This is a genomic window from Streptomyces sp. NPDC058145, from assembly GCF_042884245.1.
Lineage (GTDB): Bacteria > Actinomycetota > Actinomycetes > Streptomycetales > Streptomycetaceae > Streptomyces.
The window spans coordinates 199613-224239 of the sequence record NZ_JBHVUH010000010.1; the positions used below are offsets into that span (position 1 = coordinate 199613).

At 72.0% G+C, this 24627-nt stretch carries 20 protein-coding genes and 1 pseudogene; 11 read left to right on the forward strand and 10 right to left on the reverse strand.

What is annotated here, in order from left to right; genetic code table 11:
• The first annotated feature begins 210 nt into the window (after positions 1-210).
• Entirely contained in the window at positions 211-1995 is a 1785-nt protein-coding gene (locus ACFVVO_RS23680; RefSeq protein ID WP_390057576.1) for an N-acetylglutaminylglutamine amidotransferase, read from the forward strand.
• A complete protein-coding gene (locus ACFVVO_RS23685) occupies positions 1968-4283 on the forward strand; it encodes a S9 family peptidase (protein WP_390057577.1) in 2316 nt (771 codons plus the stop codon). Before ACFVVO_RS23680 ends, ACFVVO_RS23685 begins: the two co-directional genes overlap by 28 nt.
• Positions 4284-4323: 40 nt before the next feature.
• Here ACFVVO_RS23685 and ACFVVO_RS23690 read toward each other — a convergent pair whose 3' ends face one another.
• The 5 genes from ACFVVO_RS23690 to ACFVVO_RS23710 form a co-directional block, all read right to left on the reverse strand.
• Entirely contained in the window at positions 4324-5412 is a 1089-nt protein-coding gene (locus ACFVVO_RS23690; RefSeq protein WP_390057578.1) for a hypothetical protein, read from the reverse strand.
• Positions 5413-5566: 154 nt separating this feature from the next.
• On the reverse strand, positions 5567-6913 hold the full coding sequence (locus tag ACFVVO_RS23695) for an MFS transporter (protein WP_390057579.1): 1347 nt from the start codon (positions 6911-6913) through the stop codon (positions 5567-5569).
• Positions 6914-6921: 8 nt separating this feature from the next.
• Positions 6922-8934, reverse strand: coding sequence for a PEP/pyruvate-binding domain-containing protein (locus ACFVVO_RS23700; protein WP_390057580.1), 2013 nt, complete (start codon positions 8932-8934; stop codon positions 6922-6924).
• Positions 8931-10304 carry an acetyl-CoA carboxylase biotin carboxylase subunit family protein gene (locus ACFVVO_RS23705; RefSeq protein ID WP_390057581.1) on the reverse strand — a complete coding sequence of 458 codons (1374 nt, stop codon included), beginning with the start codon at positions 10302-10304 and terminating at the stop codon, positions 8931-8933. Before ACFVVO_RS23705 ends, ACFVVO_RS23700 begins: the two co-directional genes overlap by 4 nt.
• A 219-nt stretch (positions 10305-10523) precedes the next feature.
• A complete protein-coding gene (locus ACFVVO_RS23710) occupies positions 10524-11123 on the reverse strand; it encodes a transposase (protein ID WP_390057582.1) in 600 nt (199 codons plus the stop codon).
• A 250-nt stretch (positions 11124-11373) separates the two neighbouring features.
• Here ACFVVO_RS23710 and ACFVVO_RS23715 point away from each other — a divergent pair, with 250 nt between their 5' ends.
• On the forward strand, positions 11374-12486 hold the full coding sequence (locus ACFVVO_RS23715) for a catalase family protein (RefSeq protein WP_390057583.1): 1113 nt from the start codon (positions 11374-11376) through the stop codon (positions 12484-12486).
• A 703-nt stretch (positions 12487-13189) separates the two neighbouring features.
• Here the strand turns inward: ACFVVO_RS23715 and ACFVVO_RS23720 are convergent.
• Positions 13190-14242 carry an alcohol dehydrogenase catalytic domain-containing protein gene (locus ACFVVO_RS23720; RefSeq protein ID WP_190016516.1) on the reverse strand — a complete coding sequence of 351 codons (1053 nt, stop codon included), beginning with the start codon at positions 14240-14242 and terminating at the stop codon, positions 13190-13192.
• Positions 14243-14256: 14 nt separating this feature from the next.
• Positions 14257-14415, reverse strand: coding sequence for a hypothetical protein (locus ACFVVO_RS23725; RefSeq protein ID WP_390057584.1), 159 nt, complete (start codon positions 14413-14415; stop codon positions 14257-14259).
• A gap of 237 nt (positions 14416-14652) precedes the next feature.
• On the opposite strand from ACFVVO_RS23725, the pseudogene ACFVVO_RS23730 reads away from it, so the two are divergent.
• A pseudogene (locus ACFVVO_RS23730) lies at positions 14653-15534 on the forward strand (IS5 family transposase).
• A 64-nt stretch (positions 15535-15598) separates the two neighbouring features.
• On the opposite strand, the gene ACFVVO_RS23735 reads toward ACFVVO_RS23730, so the two are convergent.
• Positions 15599-16339 (reverse strand): class I SAM-dependent methyltransferase, encoded by a 741-nt coding sequence (locus ACFVVO_RS23735; protein ID WP_390057585.1) that lies wholly within the window; start codon positions 16337-16339, stop codon positions 15599-15601.
• A 225-nt stretch (positions 16340-16564) separates the two neighbouring features.
• On the opposite strand from ACFVVO_RS23735, the gene ACFVVO_RS23740 reads away from it, so the two are divergent.
• Together ACFVVO_RS23740 and ACFVVO_RS23745 are read left to right on the forward strand one after the other, a co-directional pair.
• Complete coding sequence (locus tag ACFVVO_RS23740) at positions 16565-17851, forward strand: helix-turn-helix transcriptional regulator (RefSeq protein ID WP_390057586.1); 1287 nt, start codon at positions 16565-16567, stop codon at positions 17849-17851.
• A 124-nt stretch (positions 17852-17975) separates the two neighbouring features.
• On the forward strand, positions 17976-18617 hold the full coding sequence (locus tag ACFVVO_RS23745) for an NADPH-dependent F420 reductase (RefSeq protein ID WP_390057587.1): 642 nt from the start codon (positions 17976-17978) through the stop codon (positions 18615-18617).
• Positions 18618-18715: 98 nt separating this feature from the next.
• Here the strand turns inward: ACFVVO_RS23745 and ACFVVO_RS23750 are convergent, their stop codons facing one another.
• Entirely contained in the window at positions 18716-19675 is a 960-nt protein-coding gene (locus ACFVVO_RS23750; protein WP_390057588.1) for a GlxA family transcriptional regulator, read from the reverse strand.
• 529 nt (positions 19676-20204) lie between these two features.
• Between ACFVVO_RS23750 and ACFVVO_RS23755 the strand changes: the two genes are divergently transcribed.
• The 4 genes from ACFVVO_RS23755 (at position 20205) to ACFVVO_RS23770 (ending at position 22618) form a co-directional block, all read left to right on the forward strand.
• Entirely contained in the window at positions 20205-20504 is a 300-nt protein-coding gene (locus tag ACFVVO_RS23755; RefSeq protein ID WP_390057589.1) for a putative quinol monooxygenase, read from the forward strand.
• Between the two features lie 56 nt (positions 20505-20560).
• On the forward strand, positions 20561-21118 hold the full coding sequence (locus ACFVVO_RS23760; protein WP_390057590.1) for a PaaI family thioesterase: 558 nt from the start codon (positions 20561-20563) through the stop codon (positions 21116-21118).
• A 95-nt stretch (positions 21119-21213) separates the two neighbouring features.
• The gene (locus tag ACFVVO_RS23765; protein WP_390057591.1) at positions 21214-22014 is read left to right on the forward strand and encodes a thioesterase family protein; all 801 of its coding nucleotides are present in this window, start codon (positions 21214-21216) and stop codon (positions 22012-22014) included.
• A gap of 199 nt (positions 22015-22213) precedes the next feature.
• On the forward strand, positions 22214-22618 hold the full coding sequence (locus ACFVVO_RS23770) for a hypothetical protein (protein ID WP_390057592.1): 405 nt from the start codon (positions 22214-22216) through the stop codon (positions 22616-22618).
• A gap of 82 nt (positions 22619-22700) precedes the next feature.
• Here ACFVVO_RS23770 and ACFVVO_RS23775 read toward each other — a convergent pair whose 3' ends face one another.
• Positions 22701-23177, reverse strand: a complete 477-nt coding sequence (locus ACFVVO_RS23775; protein WP_390057593.1) for a glutaredoxin domain-containing protein — start codon at positions 23175-23177, stop codon at positions 22701-22703.
• Between the two features lie 169 nt (positions 23178-23346).
• On the opposite strand from ACFVVO_RS23775, the gene ACFVVO_RS23780 reads away from it, so the two are divergent.
• Positions 23347-24627 (forward strand): ATP-binding protein, encoded by a 1281-nt coding sequence (locus tag ACFVVO_RS23780; RefSeq protein WP_390057594.1) that lies wholly within the window; start codon positions 23347-23349, stop codon positions 24625-24627.

The following is a 24627-nucleotide window of genomic DNA, read 5'->3' on the forward strand; positions in this document are numbered from 1 at the left end:
AGCCGAACCGGAGCCCCGGCCGATCAGGACGCCCCATCCGTCGATCAAGGAGAGTCACGTCCCCATGCACACCTCGCAGCATCCCCCGGCCCCCGAACACCACCGCCCCGGGCGTGCCGCACGCACGCGCGCGCCCGGGGCCCGGCACAGGCGCGGCACACGCACGCCGGAGCCCGCTCGGCTCACGGTCAGGGGACGGAGGAGCAGCTGATGTGCGGACTCAGCGGAGAGATACGTCTCGACGGTGAGCGGCCGGACGTCGCGGCGGTGGAGCGGATGACCGACCGGCTCGCGTCCCGCGGCCCGGACGGCCGCGGTGTGTGGTCCCAGGGGGCGGTCGCGCTCGGTCACCGCCGGTTGAAGATCATCGACCTCTCCGACGACGGCGCCCAGCCCATGACGGACCCGCGCGCCAGGATCGCGGGCGTCTTCAACGGGTGCGTCTACAACTACCGCGAGCTGCGCGACGAACTGCGGGCGCTCGGCCATCAGTTCTTCTCCGACTCCGACACCGAGGTCGTACTCAAGGCCTACCGGCAGTGGGGCCCCGACTGCGTCCGGCACTTCCACGGCATGTTCGCCTTCGTGCTCGTCGAGCTGGACAGTGGACGGGTCGTACTGGGCCGTGACCGGCTCGGCGTCAAACCCCTGTATCTCACGCAGACCGCCGACCGGCTGCGGTTCGCCTCCTCGCTGCCGGCCCTCCTGGCGGCCGGCGACGTCGACACCTCCCTCGACCCGGTGGCCCTGCACCAGTACTTCAGCTGGCACGCCACCGTGACCGCGCCCCACACCGTCCTCAACGGCGTACGCAAGCTGCCCCCGGCCACGGTGCGCGTCATCGAGGCCGACGGCACTCAGCACGACCACCGCTACTGGCAGCCGTCCCACACCCGCCGGCCCGAGTTCGCCGCCCTCGCCGCCGAGGACTGGACGGACGCCGTGCTGGACGTGCTGCGCACCGCCGTGCGCCGCCGGATGGTGGCCGACGTCCCGGTCGGCGTGCTGTTGTCCGGCGGACTGGACTCCAGCCTCATCGTCGCCCTGCTGGCCGAGCAGGGGCAGCACGATCTCGCGACCTTCAGCGTCGGGTTCGAGGCCGAGGGCGGCGAGGAGGGGGACGAGTTCCACTACTCCGACCTGGTCGCGCGCCACTTCGACACCGCCCACCGCCAGCTCCTGGTGGCATCGGACCGCATTCCGGGGGCGCTGGAGTCGGCGGTGCTCGCGATGAGCGAACCGATGATGAGCCATGACGTGGTGGCCTTCCACCTGCTGTCCGAGCAGGTCGCCAAGGAGGTGAAGGTCGTCCAGAGCGGCCAGGGCGCCGACGAGGTGTTCGCGGGCTACCACTGGTACCCGGCGATGTCCCGCGTGCCCCGGCGGCAGGCCGCCGAGGCGTACATCGACGCCTACTTCGACCGGTCCCACGCCGAGCTCGCCCGCATCCTGGAGCCCGGACTGCTGGCCGGGCGGGACGCCTCCGCCGACTTCGTGCGCGCCCACATGGCGGCCGAGGGCGCGGAGACGGCGCTGGACGCCGACCTCCGGCTGGACACCCAGGTGATGATGGTCGACGATCCCGTCAAACGCGTGGACAACATGACGATGGACTGGGGTCTCGAGGCCCGCGTTCCGTTCCTCGACCACGAGCTGGTCGAACTGGCCGCCGCCTGCCCGCCCGAGCTGAAGCTCGCCGACGGCGGGAAGGGGATCCTCAAGGCGGCCGGACGCAGGGTCCTCCCGGCGGAGGTCGTCGACCGGCCCAAGGGCTACTTCCCGGTCCCGGCGATCAAGCACATGGCGGGTCCGGTGCTGCAACGGGTCCGCGAGGCCCTCACCGCCCCGGAGGCGACGGAACGCGGCGTCTTCCGCCAGGAGTACGTCGCGGAACTGCTCGAGGCACCCAACGCGCACCGCACCAGGCGAGGAGCGAACACACTGTGGCAGGTAGCGCTGCTGGAGATATGGCTGCAGACGCACGGAATCCGCTGACCGCGACCGACCCGGACACCTGGGTGCCGGCGCCGCCGGACGCGGGCACCGCCACGGCGACGGAGTCCAACGGCGGTGATCAGCGGCCCGCGGGGGCACGTCCGGCGGGCTCCTCGAACACGTTCTCGGGCGCCGAGACCGACCCGGCCGGGGGCATCGCGGCGACGGCGGCCCGTCCGGCGCCGGAGCCGGTGCTCCTCACCGACGCCGCCGCCGCGCACGACGTACCGCAGCGGCTGACCGCGCACGGCTGCTGGTACCCCTCCGTGGACCCCGGTGGCCGCAATGTCGCCTTCATCTGCGACCGGACCGGGGTGCCGCAACTGTGGACCGGTCCGGTCGACGGCGAGGAGGCGCGACTGCTGGACGCCGACCCCGACCCGGTCACGGAGGTCTCCTGGTCGCCGGACGGCCGCTGGATCGCCTACACCACGGCCCCCGGCGGCGGTGAACTCACCCGGGTCCTGGGCGTACGCCCCGACGGCACCGGGCGCCGTCTGCTGGCCGGCGGCGAGCCCGGCGCCTCCGCCTACCTGGGCTGCTGGACGCACGACGGTTCGGCGATCGCCGTGACGCTCACCGAACCCGCGCCCGCCGACCAGATCCGGCCCGGCCCGGAGGGGCCGGTGGCGGACCTCCCCGAACCCGCCCACACCGGCGGCTGGGCGGGCCGCGACGGCCGCGCGGTGCTGCTGGGCGGACCGCCGCTCGGTGCCGTGCGGGGAGGGGACGTGACCGTGATCCAAGGGCCCCCCGGCACGACGCCGTCGCGGGAACCCGGCCACAGGGCGCTGGCGGCCTATCTCGTGGACCCCGAAGGCGCGACCGCGCCGGTGCTGGTGGCGAGCGAGGCGGGCGCACCGACCCTGCGCGTCTGCGGGCTCAGCCGGGACGGCAGGCTCGCCCTGCTGCGCCGGGGCCCACGCGGCCGGCGTGAGGCGCTCGTGGTCCGCCGCCGGGACCGGGCCGTCACCTGCGCCGTCCGGGTCGCCGACGGCGATCCGTGGATCGGGGGCTTCGCCCCGGACGGCCGCACCCTGTGGCTGCGCAGCGACAGCGACCGCGAGTTCGCGGCGCTCCTCGCGGTGCGGCTGGGCCCGCGGGGGCAGCGGCTGGCGCAGTGGCCGGTCGCCGCCCGCCCGGACTGCGACCTGGAACTGCTGAGCCTGCACCGGGACGGGCGGCACGCCGTCCTGTCCTGGAACGTGCGCGGGGTCAGCGAGCTGGAGATCACCAAGCTGCCCGCGACCGCCCCCGAGGGGGACGGCCCGGCCGCCCTGCGAAGCGCCGCCGCGCCATCGGCCGGGACCTCCCGCGGTATCCCGCTGCCCCACGAGGTGGTCACCCGGCTCGCGCCCGCCCCCGACCCCGACGGCCCCGTCGTGGCCCTGTCGGGATCGCGGCGGCGCCCCGGCGTGTGGTGGCTGCCGCACGCCTCGGCCCTGCGCACCCCCTGGTCCTCGCGCGACGAGGACGCGGTCCCCGACGCCGGCCACGCACCGGTGCAGCCCTTTCCTGTCCGCCCCGTCGCCCGGGACGGGCTGGCCCTAGGCGGCTGGTACTACAGGGCGCCCGGCCGCTCTCCGGGGGAGGCGGCCCCCTGCGTCCTGCATCTGCACGGCGGCCCGGAGGAACAGGAGCGCCCCGTCCTGCAGACCCTCTACCACGAGCTTCTCGGCCGTGGACTGGACGTCTTCGCCCCCGACGTACGCGGCTCGTCCGGCTACGGCCGTTCGTTCGTGGACGCGGATCTCGGCACCAGCCGGTTCGCCGCGATCGAGGACGTCGCCGCCTGCGCGGCCCATGTCGTCGTGGCGGGCCTGGCCGACCCCCGGCGTCTGGCGGTGATGGGCCGCTCCTACGGCGGCTACCTGACGATGGCGTCCCTCGTCTGGCATCCGGAGCTCTTCCGCACCGGCGTGGCGGTCTGCGGGATGTCCGACCTCACCACGTTCTTCGCCGGCACCGAACCGTGGATCGCCGAGTCGGCCGCCCACAAGTACGGGCACCCCGAACGCGACCACGAACTGCTGCGGTCCCTGTCGCCGATGAACCGTGTCGACGCCCTGCGCGTACCGGTGCTCGCCGTACACGGGGAACACGACACCAACGTTCCGGTGGGGGAGTCGCGGCAGTTCGTGCGAGCGGCGAGGGAACGCGGCCTGGAGGCCGAGCTGCTGATGCTCCGTCAGGAGGGCCATGACTTCCGCCGTGCCGACAACCGGCGCCTCTTCCGCAGGGCCGCCGCCGACTGGATCCAACGGCACCTGACGAGCCGGCCCGCCTGACCCGCCCCGCCGGAACGGCCGTCGCGTCGAGCCGTCCGGCTCACGCGATCGACGGGTCGGACTCCTCCCGCACGGTCCAGTAGACACCCTCGGGCAGGGCCTGGGACGCCTCCCCGGCTCCGCGCAGCGGGAACACGACGACCGAGACCGCCGCCAGCGCGCACAGGAGCCAGTCGAGCGCCCAGGGCATGCCGTCGGGGCCGAAGTACAGGACGGGCGTGGTGATCAGCGCCGCGAGCAGGGCTCCGCCGAGGATGGGGCCGTGCACGGCCGCGGCGAACCTCGTGGTGCGCGGCAGGCGCCGGACCGGGCGCCCGGAAACGGCGGGACGGTTGGAGCCGTCGAGGTACGCGCGAGCCTCGTCCGGGTCCGCGAGACCCATGAGCACCTCGCCGGTGTCGGCGACGAACGCGGCCGGCAGCTCGTCCTCGATCAGCTTCCACCGCTCCGGCCAGCACAGCCAGCCTTCCTGCCCGCCGAGACACAGGGCCGCCCGGCCCACCTCCCGGGGAGGGGCGGCGAGTTTCAGCTCGCGGTCGCCGGCCCGGAGGACGAGCCAGTGGAACTGCGTGACGTTCAACTCACCGGGCTTGGAGCCGCGTTCGCTGTACCGCATTCTCACCGGCTCCCCGGCCCGGGCCCGGACAGCGTGCAGCTCTCCCCGGGCGGCGTCGGCCACCAGCACCCGCAATTTGCCCCGGACGGCGGCCTCGCTGACCTGACGGCGCGCGAAGAGGAGTGTCTTCACCGTCAGGACGAGAACGAGGATGATCACCACTCCGGAGAGCACCCCGCCCGAACCGGCGGCCAGCCGGCTGAGCACCAGCGGAGTCAGCAGGAGAAGAACGGCGCCCGTCGTACGGCCCGCATGACGAGCGGGAAGGGGCAGCCGGCGGGGCAACGGCGGCGCCTGCTCAGGCACCGACGGCGAATCCGGGCTCAGCCTCGGCGCCGCACGGCCGGCGATCGCCCATCCGCCGGCGGCGACCGCGGCCGCCCCGAGGGCCGACAGTACGTCCCAGCGCGGCGCGGGGGCGTCGTAGCGTAGGAAGACCAGGGACAGTGCCACGGCCGCGCAGGCCAGGGCGGCGCCACCGAGGGCGCGGCTGATCAGGGTGGAGCGTCGCATGGGCGTCCTTCACCGGGGACTTGGAGCCGGGGTGGGGGCACCGTCTCGCGAGGCCGAACAGGCACGGGGCGCACCAGTTTCTTACATGATCGGCAACGAAGTAAAGGCATGGCCGGCCGGGGGAGTCCGGCCGGCTTCCGGTGCCGGGCCCGGCTCAGGGGCGGGGCGCAGCGCCCTCGTCGACGGGCAGCGGGACAGGCTCCTCCGCCAGGGGTACCGGTCCGGCGCCGGCGACATGTTCCTTGTCCCGGCGGCCACTTCGCGAGCGTGTGCGGCGCAGCGCCAGCAGGAGCACCGGCATCAGCACGCAGGTGAGCGCGGCGCTGTGCCAGAGCAGCGCGTCGAGTCGCCCGGCCGCCAGATAGGCGCCCGCCGCGACCGCGGCGAGCGCGCACACGCCGCGGTCCACGATGCTCTCCACCGACAGCAGCGTGGCCCGCGGCGCGTCCGCCGGGATGGCGTCGTTGACGAGCTTGCGCTGCACCGGATACACGAACCCGGTGATCGCGGCGAACGCGCACAACAGCACCACCACGGCCCAGGGCCCGCCGACGGCGGTGCCCGCCAGTGTCACGGCGAGCGCCACGCTCAGCAGGGACACCCACACCACCGGCGGCAGCCGACGGCCCAGCCACTGAGGCCGGGCCGAGGTCACCGCCTCCGCGACCGTCATCGCCGCGAGCACCCCACCGTGCGCGCTCTCCTTTATGCCGTGCTCCATGAGCACCGGCTGGAACAGGTTCACCTGGCAGATCCGGGACAGCGTGAAGACGGCCACGCCCTGCACCATGAGCAGGGCCAGCCACGGTGACGACCGCAGGGCGCGCAGGGCGGCCCGCGTGTCGCGCAGGAGGCTGCCGTCGCGCCGCGCCCGGGCGCCCGGGCGGCCATGCCCGCCACCGGGTGCGGCGAGCCGTGGCAGGGCGAGCGCACAGCCGAGGGAACCGGCCGCGCTCGCGGCACTGAGCACGTACGGGGTCTGCGGGGCCAGCGTCATCAGGGGCCCGACCAGCGGCCAGCACACCACCTTGGCGGCGAGCCCGAGGGCCCGGGCCGTGCCCTCGGCCCGCAGATAGTGGGCCTGCGCCCCCTCGGCCCGCAGGCCGTCGTACAGATAGGCGCTCGCCGCCCCGGACGTCAGCGAACGCCCGGCGGCGATGGCGAGGAAGTGCACCAGGAAGCCCGTGTACGAAGGGGACAGGACCGGCGCCAGGTGGGCCGCCGTCATGACCACCGCGCCGGCACTCAGACAGTTGCGGGCGCCGATGCGGTCGGCGACGGCTCCGGTCGGTATCTCGAAGAGGCAGAAGGCGATGTAGTAGATGCTCTGGATGCCGAAGATCTGGTCGTCGGACAGGCCCGCGTCACGCTGGTAGGCGTAGAAGACGGGCATCCACCACAACAGGTTGAACAGCAGCTGGAACCCGTTGTTCAGGCGGATGACGCGCCGCGCGGCCGGACTCGGGACCGGTGCCGGTGAGGTGGACCGCGGGGATGGCATACGGGGCCTCACCGGGAGTAGGGGCGGACCTGGACCAGGCGGAACGCCCCCTCGGCGGTCATGAGCCACTCGATGTCCAGGGCGCCGTCGGGGTCGTCCACGCCGAAATGCGACTGCAACAGCCGCCCGGCCAGGGCCAGTCGGGCCAGCGCGGCGCGTGTCGCGGCCGGCAGGTCCTCGCCCGACGACCCGACGTCGACCGTGCGCCCGCCGCCCTCCACGGTGTTGTAGAGGTACTGCTGCGGCAGGATCGTGCCGTCGACCACCCGCTCGGGCGAGCCCGGCGCGCAGTTGAGGTACACGTTGCGGAAGTCCTCCCGGCGGGTCGGATTGCAGGTCACCAGCACACCCCCGAGATCGGCCGGCACGTACTCCTGGACGATCACCCCCATGTAGGTGTCGTCCAGCGGGATACCGGCCTGGTGCCGCAGGCGCACACTGCGCGGCGACACCAGCGACGCCCACACCTGCCGTACCGCGTCCATGAGTTGGTCCGGGCCGCGCACCGTGGTGACCGAGTCGTAGATCCCGGCGGCGGAGAAGCCCGGCAGGTCCTCGGCGTTGGAGGAGGAGCGCACCACCAGACGGTGCCCGTCGGCCGACAGCGGCGCCACCGACGCGGTGATCGCGCGTTCCACCTCGACGGGCATCGGTGTGGTGCGCGTCAGCTGCTGGAGGCTGAGCGCGAGGGAGTCGATCACCTCGAACGCCTCCAGCTCGAGCGCCATCTTCAGCTTGCCGATGCCCTGTTGCAGCGCGGGCGAGGAGATGAGGAAGAGATGGTGGAGCCGGAACGGCAGCGCCACGCCCTCGGGTGCGCGGACCGTCTCCGCCACCCGTGCCGCCGCGGCGGCCCGCAGCCGCTCCGGTGACGCCCCGGGCTCGCCGAGCCGGGCCGCGAGATGGCCGAGCAGATCGGGCCGCGGCGGACGCGGACGCGCGTAGAACGCGGTCAGGTCCGCGGTGCGGCTGTCCAGGACGTGATGCAGCTCCCCGAGACTGGCCGCCTTGGTGCCGTAACTGTCCCGGTCGGCGCTCCGCAGCCGGTGCAGCGCGAGGACCGGAGCGTCCTCCAGGAACGGCGCCTCGAGACGGATCCGCTGCTGGTGCCAGGCGGGCCTGGTCAAGGCCGGTGCGCGGGACAGCCGTTCCAGGGTGACGGTGTCCTCCTGGGCGCGGTAGCGCACCCACGCGCCGTCGAGCCCGTGGCGCCGCACGACATCGTCGAGGTCGCGGACGATCGCGTTCGGGATGCCCCAGCCCGAGGCGAGGACGTTGGTGTGGGAGAGCGGCGTGATGGGAGCCGTGTTGATGATCCCGGCGACGCGGGGCACGTCGTCGGGCGGACAGGGCATCGCGACGATGTCCGACCAGCCCAGCTCCCCGGCCGCGCTCTCGTACTCCGCCAGGGTCCGGAAGTAGCGCAGCCGGCCCCGTGCCTCGCCCGGGTTGAGGCAGGTGCGGGTCCGGTTGCCGAACAGCTCGTGGCTGAGGATGCGCGGCACCCGCGTCTCGCTGACGTGGGACAGCTCGTGCTCCTGCCCGTGGTTCGCGGGCTTCAGCAGCAGTGGCAGGCGTCCGTCCACCCGTCCGCGCACATAGCCGTAGAACTCCTCCAGCAGCGCGCCGTGCATGGTGTCCGCCTCGGTCGTCTCCAGCACCAGGAAGGGCCGCTCGGCGCCGTCCGCCTCCTCGTCGGTGTGCAGGGACAACACGCCGAGCAGGAAGCGGCGTTCGGGGTCCGTGTAGACGGAGGCGTTGAACGCGTCCAGCTCCGCGTCGAGTTCGTCCAGCGTCAGACCGAGGACACGGGTCGCGATGTAGTTGACGTGGAAGGGGTGCACCCGGGTGTCGAGCAGGTGCCAGGTGTCCTCCGCCCGGTCCACCACGACCTTCAGATAGGGGTGTCCGGCCAGCACCCCGGACAGGGTGCGGAACAGCGGCAGCGAGAGGTTGGCCCCGACGACCGTTCGGTCGCCGGCCGCTTCGGGCACACCCGTTCCGTCCAGTGCGAGAGTCATGCCCGCACCCCCTCGCCGGCGTGCGCGGGCAGGATGCGCGGCAGGGCGTCCACCAGCGCGGTGAGGTCGCGGACCACGGACTGCGGCCGGTCGGCCGACAACAGGCACAGCCCCGCCATGGTGTTGGCCCCGGCGGCCGGGTCGTAGACCGGTACGGGGGTGCCCTGCGGCAGGGAGTTCTCGTGGACGACGGACAGCGAACTGCCCGCGCCGATCGGAGCGCCGCGCAGGACCGCCGCCGGGTCCCACAGATGACGGCGGGCCCACGGAGCGCCGTCGCCGTCCACCGCGAGAACCACCAGGGAACCGGCCGCACCCTCGGCGTCCTCGCCGGTCAGCGCCCGCGCCGGCCACGCGGGGGAGCGGCCGAGCAGCTGATCGGTGAACAGGCCCACCAGATCGAGCCCGAAGACCTCCTCGATCTGCGGCACCGTCATCGCGCCGCCGAACCGTGCGGCCGTCTCGATGACCCACATCCGGCCGTCCGCGCCCAGCTTGATCTCCGTGTGGGTCCCGCAGTTCTCCAGCCCCAGGGCCTCTACGGCCTGCCGGGCCAGTTCCACGATCCGGTCCTGGGCGTCGCCGCCGAGCGCGGCCGGGGTGATGCCGGCGCGTTCGGTGAACGGCGCCACCGTCGGCATCCGCCCACTCACACACACCGGGCGGAACACGCCGTCCACGACCACGCCCTCGACACTGACGTAGTCACCCCAGCCGGAGCCGTCGAACCACTCACCCGCGCAGCCGCTGACGATCTCCTCGACGATGAAATCCTCACCGGCGCCCGCCACATGGAGCTCCGCGAACCCCAGCAGCGCCGACTCCGTCATCACCGCCCGCGACCGCTGCCAGGCCTCCCGCGCCTGTTCGGGCGCCTCGATGATCTGGTGCGCCGTCGAACCGGCGCTCCAGGCGGCCTTCAGCAGCAGGGGATACGACAACTCGGCTGCCGCGGAGTCCAGTTCGGCGGCGTTCGTGACCGAGCGGAACCTCGGCTGGGGTATCCCGCGGCGCTCCCAGGCGGCGCGCATCAGCCGCTTGTCACGGGCCAGCGCCGCGGCGGCCCCCGCGCCACGCAACCCGAGCCGCCGGGACGCCTCGGCGACCGCGACCACCGCGTACTCGGAGAACGTGACGACGGCGTCCGCGCCGACCTCGCGCGCCCGCCCGGCGATCAGCCCGACGAGGTCCGAACCCGGCAGGTCCCCGACCGTGACGACCGACTCGCACAGCCCGCGGGCGTCCGCCGCCACGGCGGCGGGCAGCTCGCTGAGTGCCAGCAGGTGCACCGCGGACCTCGCGGCCACCCGCGACAGGGCGTGCCCCACCGGGGGACCGCCCTTGGCATGCACGTACAGCACCCTGCTCACGAATATTCAACTCCTCTGTTGTCGCTGTCGGTTGAGGCGCGTGACGCGCCCTGTGCGTCCGGCGGGACCGCGGCTGCGCCAGTACGCGCCCGCCGTCTCACCGCCCCCTTCAAGCGAACCAGCCCCGACCCCCGTCCGAGGGCCCGTGATACGCGAACGGCTCAGGCAAATGCCCGACTGCCGAAGGCGCACACCGTGCTGCGCGGGGACGGTGATGCGCTAGTACTGCAACGGTGCTTGTTCTGATTGCTGGGCAGCTTTAGGGGCTGTGTGCACGTACGCCTCCATGATGACGGCGTAGAGAGCCTGGTCGATCCGGCGCCGGCGTTCCAGCAGCGACGGGAAGAAGCTGCCGGTGCGGACCTTGGGGATCTCCAGGTCCAGGTCGCCGGCCAGCGTGGTCAGGGTCTTGTCGCGGTGCCCGTTGCGCAGAGCCGTCCGACTGGCGGCGTGTTCGTTCCACTCTGCGCCGATGTGCGCGCTGGTCTCGGCCTCGATCAGCTCTTGCAGCATCCGCTCGGCCACGCTGCGGACGAGTTCGATTCCGTCGGACGAGCGTAGTGACTCCAGTAGGCGTATCAGGTCAGACCGAGACAGGGCCATCGTGCACTCCCACAGCTTGAACTGGCATTTTGGCAGGGAGAGTTGCACAGTGGCGCGCCTCTTGGTCAGGGAGCGGCCACCCGCATCGGGTGTGCGCCCCGGGCGAACGCCAACGCACTCCCACACCTTGATCGGCTGCACCACGACAAGGGACGCCATCCGGCCCGGCCCCGTGTCCAGCGCGAGCGTTCCCGTGGTGGCGACGGCGAGGGCCACGGTCGTCACTGAAGCTCGGCCAAGTTCGGCGATAGTCACGCAGGGTGGGCGTCCGTCAGCACCCGCTCGGGGTGCAAGGTCGGCGGCCCGGTCCGCCTCCGAGCACCGTATGCATCGACCCTGGGGTGTGGTGTGCCCCCGACGTGGTTGCGCTCACCAACGTGTGATTCACCACAGTCAGTTATGTTGTGCACAATTTAATTGCTGGCTAGCGTCTGGAGTCGACACCACAGCACAGGGAGGCAACACCATGGATCCCGTCCGCTACGAGGATTACCGCCCCGCCGAACGTCGGACTTACCAGGAGGAGTTGGATGCGGTGGTGGCGCAGGTGGCGCAGCGCACCCGCACCTCGGTCGAGCGCGAGGCCGTCGGCCGCGCCGTCCGCACGGCCCACGGGAAGACCTACGGCCTTCTCAAGGCCACGGTCACGGTCGGTGACAACCGCGGCTTCTACGGTCAGGGCATCTTCGCCCGACCCACCGTGTACGACGCCGTCGTCCGCTACTCCAACGGCCTTGGTCATCAGCGCCCCGACCATCAGCTGGGCGCGGCGTGTGGGATGGGCATCAAGCTGTTCGGGGTCCCCGGCCCCTCACTGCTGGACGACGAACCGGACAGCGGTACTTTTGACCTCAACTTGATCAACAACGATGTCTTCTTCGCGAACACCGCCTACGACTACATGGTCATCGAGGACCTGTTCGCGGAGCTGCCGGAGGCCCTGGTGAACCCAGCCCGCCGCAAGACCTGGATGGCGGAGTTCCTGACCCGCCGGGGCACGCTCATCGATCCCGACAGCTGGCTGTGGGACGAACTGTTCGCCATGCTGTCGTTCACCACCGTCCCGCGCAGGAACCTGCTGTCGTACACATACAACAGCATGGGCGCCTTCCGGTACGGCGACCACATCGCCAAGATCCGGACCGTGCCCACGACCGAGTCCTTGGCCTCCCTGACGCACGAGATCGTGGACGTGCGCGCGGACAACGAGGCGTTCCGCTACACACTCGTTGCCGAGGCCGCGGAACGGGACCACTCCTTCGAACTCCAGGTGCAGCTCAACACCGATCTGGCCCACATGCCGGTGGACAACACCTCCGTGAAGTGGCCCCAGGAACTGTCCCCGTGGGTGACCGTCGCCCGTGTGGCCCTCCCGCGCCAGGACATCGGCGGGGACGAGAACGTGGCGGCCGCCGACGCCACGTCGATCACACCGTGGCGCTCACGCGAGGAGCACCGGCCTGTCGGCGAGATCCAGCGGGTGCGGCAGGAGGTGTACCGGCGTTCGTCCATCGAACGGCACCGCATCAATGGACAGCAGCGGCGCGAACCGGTCAGCAGCGCGCAACTACTCGGATGAGCCGGCTCAGCCGCGTCCCGCCGCCTGCGCCGACCGCACTGGGACTGCGAGGGCGACAAGCGACCCGGCAACGGATTCACGACGCCGCTCACGTGCTCTTCCCGGAGCGTGACGACGTGTAGCGGCCGGCCCTCCCAAGTGGCGTGAACCGCCCGCACGGTGGAGCCCTGGGAGCGGCTGTGGGCGGCGTCGGCTCGGCTCGGTCGACGCCTGCCTCCTTCAGGGGCGCGACGGAGTCGTGCCATCGCCGTCGCATGACCGCAGCTGCGCCGGCGCATGCCAGACGGACTACCGCAACCACGCCAGTCGTTCTGGGGGAGTGCGCCCTACCCCCTGCTCGGGAACGGCCATCTCGCCCAGCGGCGACCAGTCGTCCTGCGGAACGTTCGCGCTCATGATGCGGGGTGTTTCGACCGGATGGCGCCGGCAGCGTCTGCTGCACGGTCTTGAAGTGCGCCCAGCGCACGCTCGTAAGCGGGAAGGCCGCGGGTGCCCTGGCCACGTCCACGCCGGAACGGCGCACCCGTGCCAGGTCCTGCCCTCGGCGCGGCGGGCGGAGCCGCTCGGTTTCGGCGGCGGAACCTGTTCCCCCGGAACCGGCTACCCGAGGTCCTGCGGGGCGACGCGGCGGGATTCCCCGGGCCGCGCAAGAGGCGCAGGGCCTGCCGCGGGGGATCGGACGAGGCGGCCCTGCGCAGGAGGGTCAGCGGGTGGGGTCGAGAAGGATCTTGCGGACGCCGTCGGAGCGGCCTGCGAACAGTTCGTACGCCGCCGGGCCTTCGGAGAGGGCGAAGCGGTGGGAGACCACGACCTCTGGCTTGATCCGGCCGGCACGGGTGAGGGCGATCAGAGCAGGGAGTTCGTAGTGCACAGAGCACAGCCCGATGGCGAACTCCAGTTCCTTGATCTGCGCAAGTCCCATATGGAAGGGGAAGGCCTTGCTCTGGCTGACCCCGATGACGCTGACCCGGCCGGCCTGCCGGACGGCCTTGAGGGCGAGCTCGATGGTGGCGTCCGAACCCACGGCCTCCACCACGGCGTCCGGCCCGCGTCCGTCGGTCATGTCCCGTATGGCCGTCCGCGCGTGCTCGCCCTCGACCGGCTCGACACCCAGGGTGGCGGCGAAGGCGCGGCGCTCCGCGACCAGGTCTGCGCCCAGCACCCGCGCGGCGCCCATCGCGAAGGCGGACTGGGCGGCCATGAGGCCGACCGGGCCGAGGCCGATGACCAGGACGGTCTCGCCGGGCTGGATGCGGGCTCGGCGGCAGCCGTACCAGGCCGTGGGGGCGTTGTCCGTCAGGACGACGGCGGCCTCGTCGGAGATGCCCTCGGGCAAGTGCACCAGATTGACGTCGGCGTATGGCACCGCCAGGGCCTGGGCCTGGCTGCCCGGGAGCTGCGGGCTCACTCCGTAGCAGAGGTCCGTGCTGGACGTGGCGCGCTCGCACCGGGCGGTGAACCCGGCCGCGCACGACCGGCACTGGTCACAGCCGACAGAGGCGGGCACCAGAACCCGGTCGCCGGGCCTGAAGCGGGTCACCTGGCCGCCGGTGTCGACAACTACGCCGACGCACTCGTGCCCCGGCGTGTAGCCCAGTTCCGGGCTGAACGGGTTGCCGCGGTAGATGTGCAGGTCGCTGCCGCAGATGCCGGCCGCTGTCACCTGCACCACCGCGTCGGTAGGGCTGGTGACGGCCGGGTCGGAGACATCCCCGTAGCGGATGTCGTGACGGCCATGGTAGGTCAGTGCTTTCATCGTGTTTCTCCCCCTCAGCCCGGTCGGTCCGCGATCTTCAGCACCAGCTTGCCGTGGTTGTCACCACGGAACAGTCGCATCAGGATCGCCTCCTCGACGGGCTGCCAGCCGGTGGGCCGCGGCTCTCCCACGGGACGTGCGGCCAGGCGCACCTGGCCGTTGATTCTGCTCAACTCCGGCGGCTCCTTCGACGGTCGCGTTGGATCGGCGGCCGGCACGCCGCATCGGCGCGCATTGACGCTTGAACAGAGCATACCGGCCAGTCGGTACGGATGGTGAGCGTATGGGTGCCGTGCCGTCGGAGACAAGAGGGAGCCCGGCGCGACATACGCTTTATGCGCTCGGCCGCCTAGCTGGGGCCTGTCCGGCGGATCTTGTGACCGTTCGTGGGTTGGCTCGTTGGCATGGTCATGGGGCGGGGAGATCTCACGAATGAGGAGTGGGCCCGACTGAAGCCGCATCTGCCCGAGTCCGGGCGGCGTGGGGGTCGTTGGGTCAGTCATCGCAGGATCATCAACGGGATCCTGTATGGACAGTGCACTGGGGTTCCCTGGCAAGGATCTACCTGTGCGTTTCGGTCCGTGGAAGACCGTCTACGAGCGGCACCGGCGGTGGTCGGCGGACGGCACGTGGGACGAGATCTTCGCGGCCGTGCCGGCCGACGCTGATGCCGAGGGCCGTATCGACTGGTCGATGGTGGGGGTGGACTCCACGTCCTGCCGGAGTCATCAGCATGCGGCGGGAGCGCGCAGGAGACCTCCTCGGGTGCCGGGAAGAGAAGCACGCCCCGGCACCACCGCCCAGACGAGGGACTCGGACGCTCCCGGGGCGGCCTGACCTGCAAGATCCACCTGGCCGGTGAGGGCGGACGCCGCCCGCTGGCGCTGCTGATCACGCCGGGCCCGTGGGGCGACGCCCCGCAGCTCATCCCGGTCATGGAACGCATCCGTGTCCACCGCCCGGGTGGCGGGCATCCGCGCACCCGGCCCGACCACCTGGGCGGCGATGAGGCGTACTCCTCCCGGCGCAACCGCCGTTCCTTGCGACGTCGCCAGATCAAGCACACCATTCCCGAGCCCCGAGATCAGCGGGCCCACCGCAAAAGACGCGGCAGCAGGGGCGGACGGCCCGCCGGCTTCGGCAAGACGATCTACAAACGCAGGAACGAAGCGGAGCGGACGATCAACGCGTTGAAGAACTCCCGGGCCGTGGCCACACGCTTCGACAAACGCGCCTACGTCTTCCACGGGACCGTCGCCATCGCCTCGATCCGGCTCTGGCTCCGCCCATGATCAGCTGGACAGGCCCTGGGCCTGCCCGGCGAGGGGATGCCTTCACGTCTCGGCGCGGCGGAACTTACGGTTTGTGGGTTACCCAGAGCAGTTCCGCCGGCCAGCGGTGTGCCCAGTCGGGTGGGTCGGTTTCGTTGTAGCCGTTGGGTGTTCCGAGTTCGGGTCGCGGCTCGATGAGGTCGTCGATGATGAGACCCGCGCCGCGCAGGACCTTGACCCAGTCGCCGTAGGTGAGCTGATAGCTGGTCGCGCCGTCGCCTTCGGCGATGGTGTTCAGCCCGAAGTAGTCCTGCTGCAGCGTCGTGGTCACGCGGCTGGCGGCTTCGTCGTAGCAAGCTTCGAACCATGGGCTGGCGACGTTGAACACCAGGCGCCCGCCTCGGCGCAAGACGCGGGCGGCCTGCGGGACGGCCAGGTGCGGGGGCGCCCAGCTGAGCCCACCGAAGTCGCAGAACACCAGGTCGAAGCTGTCGGCGGCGAAAGGGAGTTGTTCGGCGGCGCCTTGCACCAGCGGGTAGCGGGCCGCTCCCATCGCGCTGGCTGCTGCGGCGAGTTGGGCTTCGGACAGGTCGAGCCCGATCACGGTGGCGCCCTCGGCGGCGAGCGCCCTGGACCACTGGCCGGCGCCGCAGCCGAGTTCGAGGACGCGCTTGCCGGTGACGTCGCCCAGGGCGTGCAGGTGCGCGTCGGGGATGGAGTACATGCCCCACAGCCGGGGTGTGGCGCCGATTTGCGGGTCGTGCTCGTGCTGGTAGGCGCTGCTGATCTGGTTCCAGAGCCGCCGGTTGGCGGGGATGCTGTCCACGTGCCGACTCCAGCACCGCCTGCCGGGGGCGGTCAACACGATTAGGGCACTGGCCGGCCCTCGCCTCGGTCCGGCCCTGGCTCGGCCGATGTCCGCCGGACGGGCCCCAGGGCCGAGGCACCCCGGAGGTGCCGCGTCCGGCAGCCCCCGCATGTCCGCCGCGCTACGGGATACGCATGATGTGTTACGTAAAGTAACGTAGTAGACGGTTGAAGGAGTTGGGCCGTGGACGAGGCCGATTTCAAGGCACTGCTCGAGACCCTTCCGGTGTCCTGGTGGGAGGCCGACGGCGGACTGACCGTCGTCGACAGCGGGGGCGGTGCGTTCGACGACGAACGCACCGCCCGACGCTTCCTGGAAGGCCTCTGCGCCGACCGCGGCGGCACACCGCTTCCTTCCGACACCGGCCCGTACCAGGCATCCTTCGAGGGCCGGACCTTCGACGTGAACTGGCCGGCCGAGAACACGGGCCCGGACCGGCACGGCAGCAGGGGAGTGGCGGTCGAGGTGGGCGGCCGCACGGAGGGGAACCCGTACGCCTCGTTCGCCGATCTCACCCCGGCCGCGGCCTTCGTGCGCGACGCCACCGGCCGCTACCTGTGGGCCAACCACGCCTACGCCCACCTGTACGGCACCACGCGCGACGCCGTGATCGGCCGTCACCTCGCCGACGTCGACGAACCCGACGACGTCGAACGGTTCCTCGCCCTGGACCGCGAGACCCTGTCCTGCGGCACCCCCGTCCGGCACACCCTCACCTACCGGCGCTCCGACGGATCACGGGGGCACGCGGCCGGGTACCGCTTCCCCGTCCGCTGGGGCGCCGCGCGCTGCGTGGCCGGCATCTATGTCGACGTCACCGAGCACACCCGGGCACTGGACCAACGGCACCGGGCCGAGGAGGACTTACGCGCTCTGCGCGATCACAGCGGCCTGCCCTGCGTCCGCCTTTCCGCGGACGGACTCGTGGAGGAGGCCGGCACGGCGGTCGCCGAACTCCTGCGCGTCCGCCTCTCCGACCTCATCGGCCGGCCCGCGGACACCCTGCTGGCGGACACCCCCGAACGCACCGGCCTGCACCGGATCTGGAACGACCTCGTCGGCGGCCGGCGCCGAAGCGCGCGCACCTGCGCCGTACTCGTCGACGCGGACAGCCGGCAGCGCAGGGCCCTGATCCAGTTGAGCGCCGTGTGCCGCGTCCCGGAGCGGGTGGCCGGCGTGTGGGCCGTCCTGATGCACCTCGGCCTGCCCCACGAGGCGCGACCACCCCTGACCGCCGCCCAGGTCCGCATACTCGCCCTGCTGGCCGCCGGGCGCAGCAACGCGGAGATCGCCCGGACGCTGCACCTCTCCCGGCAGACCGTGGACTACCACCTCAGCCGCCTGCGCGACCTCCTGGACGCCGCCACCCGCCCGGCCCTGGTGGCCCGGGCCTACGTACTCGGCATCCTCTCCCCCCAGGCCTGGCCCCCGAGGTCGGCCACGGCTGCACACCCGCTGAGCCCGGTCTGAGTCCGTCCGTCGGGCCCGGGGTCCGCACAACCAGCGGCCGGCTGCCGGGGGGAAGCCGGTCGGTGGCGGTGACCGCGCGGGGGAGTGAGGCTGGAGGTGTGCGACGTCCATCGAGGAGCCAGTCATGATCGTCACCATCGCTGGTGCCGGAAACATGGCACGCGGCATCGGTACCCGGGCACTCGCGGGTGGTCACTCCGTTCGGCTGCACGATCGCGACCGGGCCAAGGCGGAGGAGCTGGCCGCCGCTCTGAGCCAGGCGAACCCCGGGTCCGACGCCACGGCGGTCGACGCCGACACCATGGCCGAGTCCGACATCGTGGTGCTGGCCCTGCCGTATCCGGCCGGGCGCGACGCTGCCGCCGCGTGGGCCGGCGCTCTGGCCGGGAGGACCGTCGTCGACATCTCCAACCCCGTGGACTTCGCGACCTTCGACTCACTCGTGGTGCCCCCCGGCACCTCGGCCGCCGAGCAGATCGCCGCCGCCGCGCCGGCCGGCCGAGTGGTCAAGGCCTTCAACACCACCTTCGCGGGGTCGCTCCTCACCGGAGAGGTGGCCGGCCGGCCACTGGACGTCTTCATCGCCGGAGACGACGACACGGCGAAACAGACGGTGACGGAGTTGGTCTCCTCCGCGGGGATGCGGCCCCTGGACGTGGGGCCGCTGCGCCGGGCGCGGGAACTGGAGGCCTTCCAGTTCCTGCACATGGCCTCGCAGGAACGGCTCGGCCTGAACTGGTCGAGCGCCATCGCGATCCTGCCGTGACAGCCGACGGGCCGCGGAACCGGCGGCTCGGTCCGGTGATCGACCTGGCGCATCGGCTCGGTTCTCCGGAAACAGCCACGTGCGCTCGCCGGCGCCCCTCAGCGGCCGCGCAGACCCGCCGTGGTGTTACCGGTGCGGTCGCGCAGCAGAGCGCGCAGGGTGGCGGCGTGCTCGTAGCCGACTCTGCGGGCGATGGTCTCCAGGGAGAGGTCCGTCGTGCGCAGCAGATGCGTGGCCTGTTCGACGCGCAGATCCTGCACGAACCGCACCGGCGTCGTGTTGAGCACCCGGCGGACGGTGCGCTGCAGGGTGCGCTCGCTGACACCGAGGTCGCGCGCCGCAGCGGCCAGGCTGTCCGGCGTGTCGAGGTGCCGGCGAGCCCACCGCTCGAAGGCGGCGACGAGCGGGTCGCTCTGGGCCAGGGCGCTGGGGATGGCGTAGGCGGACTGCGAGGGCCGTTCGTCGACGACGAGATAGCGGGCCACGAGGTCGGCCAGGGCCGGGCTGACCGTGCGGACGACGGCGAGGGCGAGGTCGACGTGCCCGAACGCGGCTCCCGCCGTCGTCACCCCCCGGGACGTGATCACCATGCTGCTCGCGTCGAGCGCGACGTCCGGGTAGCGGCGGCGGAAGACGGGCGCCAGCCACCAGGTCGTCGTCGCCCGGCGGCCCGCGAGGACGCCTGACTCGGCGAGCAGGAAGGTGCCCGTACAGGCGGAAGCCAGGGATTCGCCCCGGCCCCGGTGGCCGGCGATCAGTTTCCGGGTGTCGGCCAGGTCCGGCCCCGCCACCCGCTCCAGGAGGGCGTCGGGCCGGCGCTCGGCGAGCGCGGGAACGAGCAGCAGGCCGGCGGTGCCCGCGGTGGACGCCGGCTCGGCCGTGACGAGGTGCCCGGCGCCGGTGCGGACCTGACGGCTGAAGCCGATCGTCGTCACGTTCCATGCGGGTGGCGGCTGGGGAAGTTCACCGCGCATCGCGTTGGCCGCCTCCAGGACGTCCAGTACGGCACTGAGCCCCGAGTCGAACACGCCGTCGTACACCAGCACCGAGACGTCCATGCCGGAAACGCTAACAGGCGCGTCGTTTCCGACACCGAGGTCAGCGGGGTAGGAGGGAGGCCGGCAGCGCGGGCATCGTCGAGGAGGGGGCGCGGTCGCGCCGCCCGACAGCGGCACGCCGCGCGCCCCGGCCGGCCGAAGTGGCTGCCGAGACCAAGTATTTGGCCCCCGCGCGGCCCGCCGTCCCGGGACCGGCGGGCCCGACGCCTCATGGACGCCGACGCGGGGTAGTCGGAACCTACGCGCCGGCCGGTTGAAACGGAAGTCCCAATTCCCCTTGATCTTCGACGTGTGGCGACTCCCGGTCGGCGTGCCGCGGGCGGGCATCGGGACCCGAGTGTCGGAAACGATGTCAGACATGTCGTTTCCGACACTGGGGCCGGAGGGCTCACCGGCCTAGCGTGAATGGTGTCCCCGCAGGGAGGACCCGAGACCGGCCGGCCCCGACACCCGCGTGCCGTGCACGCCGGAACACCCGCCCGGGCGCCCCTCACCCGAGGCACCGGACAGAAACAAGGAGATCGCCATCATGAACAACATCGGTCTGCTCGCCCGTATCGAGGCCAAGCCGGAACACGCCGAGGACGTCGCCCGCATGCTGACCGAGGCCGTGCGCCTCGCCGAGGAGGAGAAGCGGACCCTCACCTGGTTCGCCTTCCGTGAGGACGCCACCACGTTCGGCGTCTTCGACACCTTCGACAACGAGGAGGACCGGACCGAGCATCTGCGCGGCCGGATCGCCGCCGCCCTCATGGGAGCCGCGGACACCATGCTCGCCGCGGCGCCGGACATCCGGCCCGTGGACCTGCTCGCGGTCAAGCTGCCCTGAGCGGTCCCGTCGCCCCGCTACCCCGCAATTCCCCCAGCACAGGAGGCCCACCGCCCATGACACCGATGACGCCCGCCCCGGCCGCAGCGCGCCAGGCGCCGCACGACCCGGCTCCGGCCGCCCGTTCCCGCACCCACACCTGGGAGCCGCCGACCGGCTACGCCGACGGTGCCGGGCGCTCGGGTCTCGAGGTGCTCCGCATGTGCCTCGACGGCCGCCTCCCTCAGGCGCCGATCTGCGGGACGCTCGGCTTCCGCCTGGTGGCGGCGGAGCCGGGCCGGGCCGTCTTCGAGGGCGAGCCCGCCGAACACCTGCTCAACCCCATGGGCACCGTGCACGGCGGCTTCCTCGCCACGCTCCTGGACTCCGCCCTCGGCAGCGCAGTGATGTCCACGCTCCCCGTGGGACGCGCCTACACCACCGTCCAGCTCGGTGTGCACATGGTGCGCCCCGTTCTCGCGGACGCCCCGACGCTGCGCTGCGAGGGCACAGTGGTCCACGCCGGCCGCACCACCGCGACCGCCGAGGCCAGGATCACCGGCACGGCCGACGGAAAGCTCTACGCGCACGGCACCACCACATGCGCGGTCCTCACGCTGCCTGAGGGAGCCTGACCCCGGTCCACCCTCCCAGGGGGGCCGCAGTCCTGCTGAGGTGAGCAAGCGCTTGGTAAGGTGCTGGGAAGTCCGCGGGACAGGAAGGACGCACCATGCCGTCGTCGCAAGCAGAGGCCTTCTACGTGCGGGAGGCCGCCGACCGGTTCCTCCCCACCGCCTACACCCGGGGCCCCTGGGACGCCGGCTCGCAGCACGCCGGCCCGCCGGCCGCGCTGCTCGGCCTCGCCGTCGAGCAACGCGCGGGCGGTCGGCCGGACATGCGGATCACCCGGCTCACCTACGAGATCACCCGGCCCGTCCCCATACAGCCGCTCACCGTGACCACGCGCGTACTCCGCGCCGGGCGCAGCGTCGAACTCGTCGAGGCCGCCCTGACACCCGACGGCGGTACGGAGGTGATGCGGGCGACGGCTCTGCTGATGCGGACGGCGCCCGAGTCGGTACCGGAGGTGTCGCCGGGCCCGCAGGTGCCCGGGCCCGGAGCCGTGGCCCCGCAGGCGTTCTTCCCCGTCCCCTGGGACCAGGGCTACCACACCGCCATGGACGTGCGCTTCGCCGCGGGATCGTTCCTCGAACCCGGCCCGGCCACGGCGTGGATGCGGATGAGGGTGCCCCTGGTCGCGGGCGAGGAGATCGCACCGCTCAGCCGGGTGCTGACCGCCGCCGACTCGGGCAACGGCGTCAGCTCGGCACTCGACTTCCATCGCTACGTCTTCGTCAACGCCGATCTCACCGTGAGCCTGCACCGCCACCCCGAGGGCGAGTGGGTCTGCCTGGACGCGCGGACGATGGTGGACGGCGCGGGCATCGGTCTCGCCGAGTCCGCCCTGCACGACGAGAAGGGCCCGCTGGGCCGCGGCACGCAGAGCCTGTACGTGACCGAGCGCGGCTGACCGGGCGGTCCTGACGGCGGTTGCGCCGCATCACCTGAGAGTTCTCACGATGGTCGGCCTCGACCAGGTCTTCACCCTCCGCCCGGCCCCGTCGGCCGGCTGACCGCGGCGCGATGCCGTGCGGCCGACAACTCCTTTGCGACGCACGTAACTTGCTACCTACACTGACCCACCGAACAACGGGTAAGGAAGGTAAGGAATGCGCCGACTCCTGCAGACCGCGTTCGCCGTCTCCGCGGCCGCGCTGCTGAGCGTGGGTCTGACCACGTCCGCACACGCCGACGGCTCGAACGTGAGCATCTACACCTACAACCGGGCCGGTATGGCGACGTTCAAGCCGTACGGCGAGCACCTCCTCGTCAACGACCTCACGGCGGACGGCTGGTCGGCCGTGGCCCGCCTCGAGGTGGAGGGCTACGGCACCTACTACTACTGGGACCGGCAGGGCGCGGACGCGCCGGCGCGCGACATCGACCTGTCGTTCGCCGAGGGCCACAGCGTCGCCCTGACGGCGTTCCTGGGCAAGTGGCAGGGCAGCCCGGACGCCGGCATCGACTGGTCCAGCTACGACCACATGATCGACTCCGTCCACACCACGACCTGACGGACGACACACGCAACACCGGCCGTCGCCTCCGCCATAGCCGAGGCGACGGCCCTGGCAGTCGTCGACGACTCGCCGCCGACTACCGGCAGCCTCCGGAGTCCTCCGCCGTCCCGCCGTTTCGAACGGCGGCGGAGAGTTGGTCGCGCAGCCAACCAGGGTCGGGATTGACGTACGGGCGGCCCGCGAGGACGACGGTCGGCACGGTCTCATCGCCGCCGGTGACTGCCCGGACCGCTGCCGCTCCCGCCGGGTCGCGCCAGATGTTCACCCAGAGTGCCTGGCCGGCGTCGCGGCCCAACTTGATGCGCAGCCGCAGGCAGTACTTGCAGCCAGGCCGCCAGAACACGACCGGTCGGCCGTCGACCGTGCTGCGACGCCGCGCCTCCTGCGCACTGATCGACCTCGGAAAGATCACAGGCGAGTACACGACTGCGAACAGCATGAACCACAGCAGGACCGGTGCGGCCGCGCCGGAGCCCCTGGCGAGGAACAGTCCGGTAGCGATCACCGCGCCGCAGAGCCCGAGCAGTATCGGCAGAGTCCAACTACGCGTCATGGGCATGCAGGCTATCGGCGCCCAAGTGATCTCGGAACCCGGTCGCTCACGGCTCACCGGGCGCCCGGTGGCCCGGGCCTTGTCGCCCGCGCCGGCGCGGCTTGATTCGTCACCGCGGACCCCCGCGGCGGACAATGGGATCTCCGCGCTCAGCGAGGTGGTGGTGACGATGCCCGTATGGCACCTGCGCGACTATCACGACGACGATCTCGACCAGGCCATCCAGATCTGGGACCAGAGCCGCGGGGCCGCCGAGGACCGGGTCTTCCCGGTCTCCGAGGTGATGGCCGCGGCCAAGTCCGGGCAGACGGCGGTCGTCGCCGTGGTCGGTGAAGAGCTTGTGGGCATGGCCGTGGCGCAGGCGTACGCCAAGCGGGGATGGATTCTCTTGGTGGCACTGGCCTCCCGCTGGCGCGAGCGCGGTATCGGCAGCGCGCTCGTCGCCGAGCTGGAGCGGCGGCTGCGGGCTGCCGGAGTCCGTCACATCAGCGCGCTGCTGCCCGCTCACGCCGCGGGGACGAAGGCCCTGGAGAACTCCGGATACCAGTTCCGCGACGACCTCACCTACTACGAGAAACTCGAGCCGCCGGGAACCGCCGACGCCGACGTCCTCGCGGCCCTGGGCGGCCGCATGCTGCCCGAGGGCCTGTGGGACGCGATGGCGGGCATGGAGCGGGAGAAGCAGGTCATCGAGCGCCGTGTCGTGCTGCCGCTGACCGAACCGGTGCTGGCCGACCGCTACGGCGTCGTCCCGCCGAAGGCGGTCATGCTGTTCGGCCCACCCGGCACCGGAAAGACCAGTTTCGCCAAGGCCGTGGCCTCACGGCTCGGCTGGCCGTTCGTGGAACTCTTCCCCTCCCGCCTCGCGGCCGACACCAGCGAAGGACTGGCCGCGGCACTGCGGGAGGTGTTCGCGGAACTGGCGGAACTGGACTCGGTCGTACTCTTCATCGACGAAGTCGAGGAGATCGCCGCCGTACGGTCCGGGAAGGCGGTCGATCCGGGGCACGGAGTCACCAACGAACTGCTCAAACTCATCCCCGTCTTCCGTGAACACGACGCACGCCTGCTGGCCTGTGCCACCAACTCGGTTCGCTCTCTCGACCCCGCGTTCCTCCGACCGGGCCGGTTCGACTACGTCATCCCCATCGGCCCGCCGGACCCGACCGCCCGTTCGGCGATCTGGGCGCGCTATCTCAGAGCCGCCGCCACCGACTCCGTCGACCTCGCCCGACTGGTGGAGGCCAGCAAGCTGTTCACCCCGGCCGACATCGAATACGCGGCGCGCAAGGGGGCCCAAGCGGCGTTCGAACGAGAGGTCACCCAGCGCCAGGGTGGACCGGCCACCACCGACGACTACCTGACCGCCATCGCCGACACCCGGCCGACGCTCACCGCACGGGCGATCGAGGAGTTCACCGAGGACATCGACAAGTACAGCCGGCTCTGA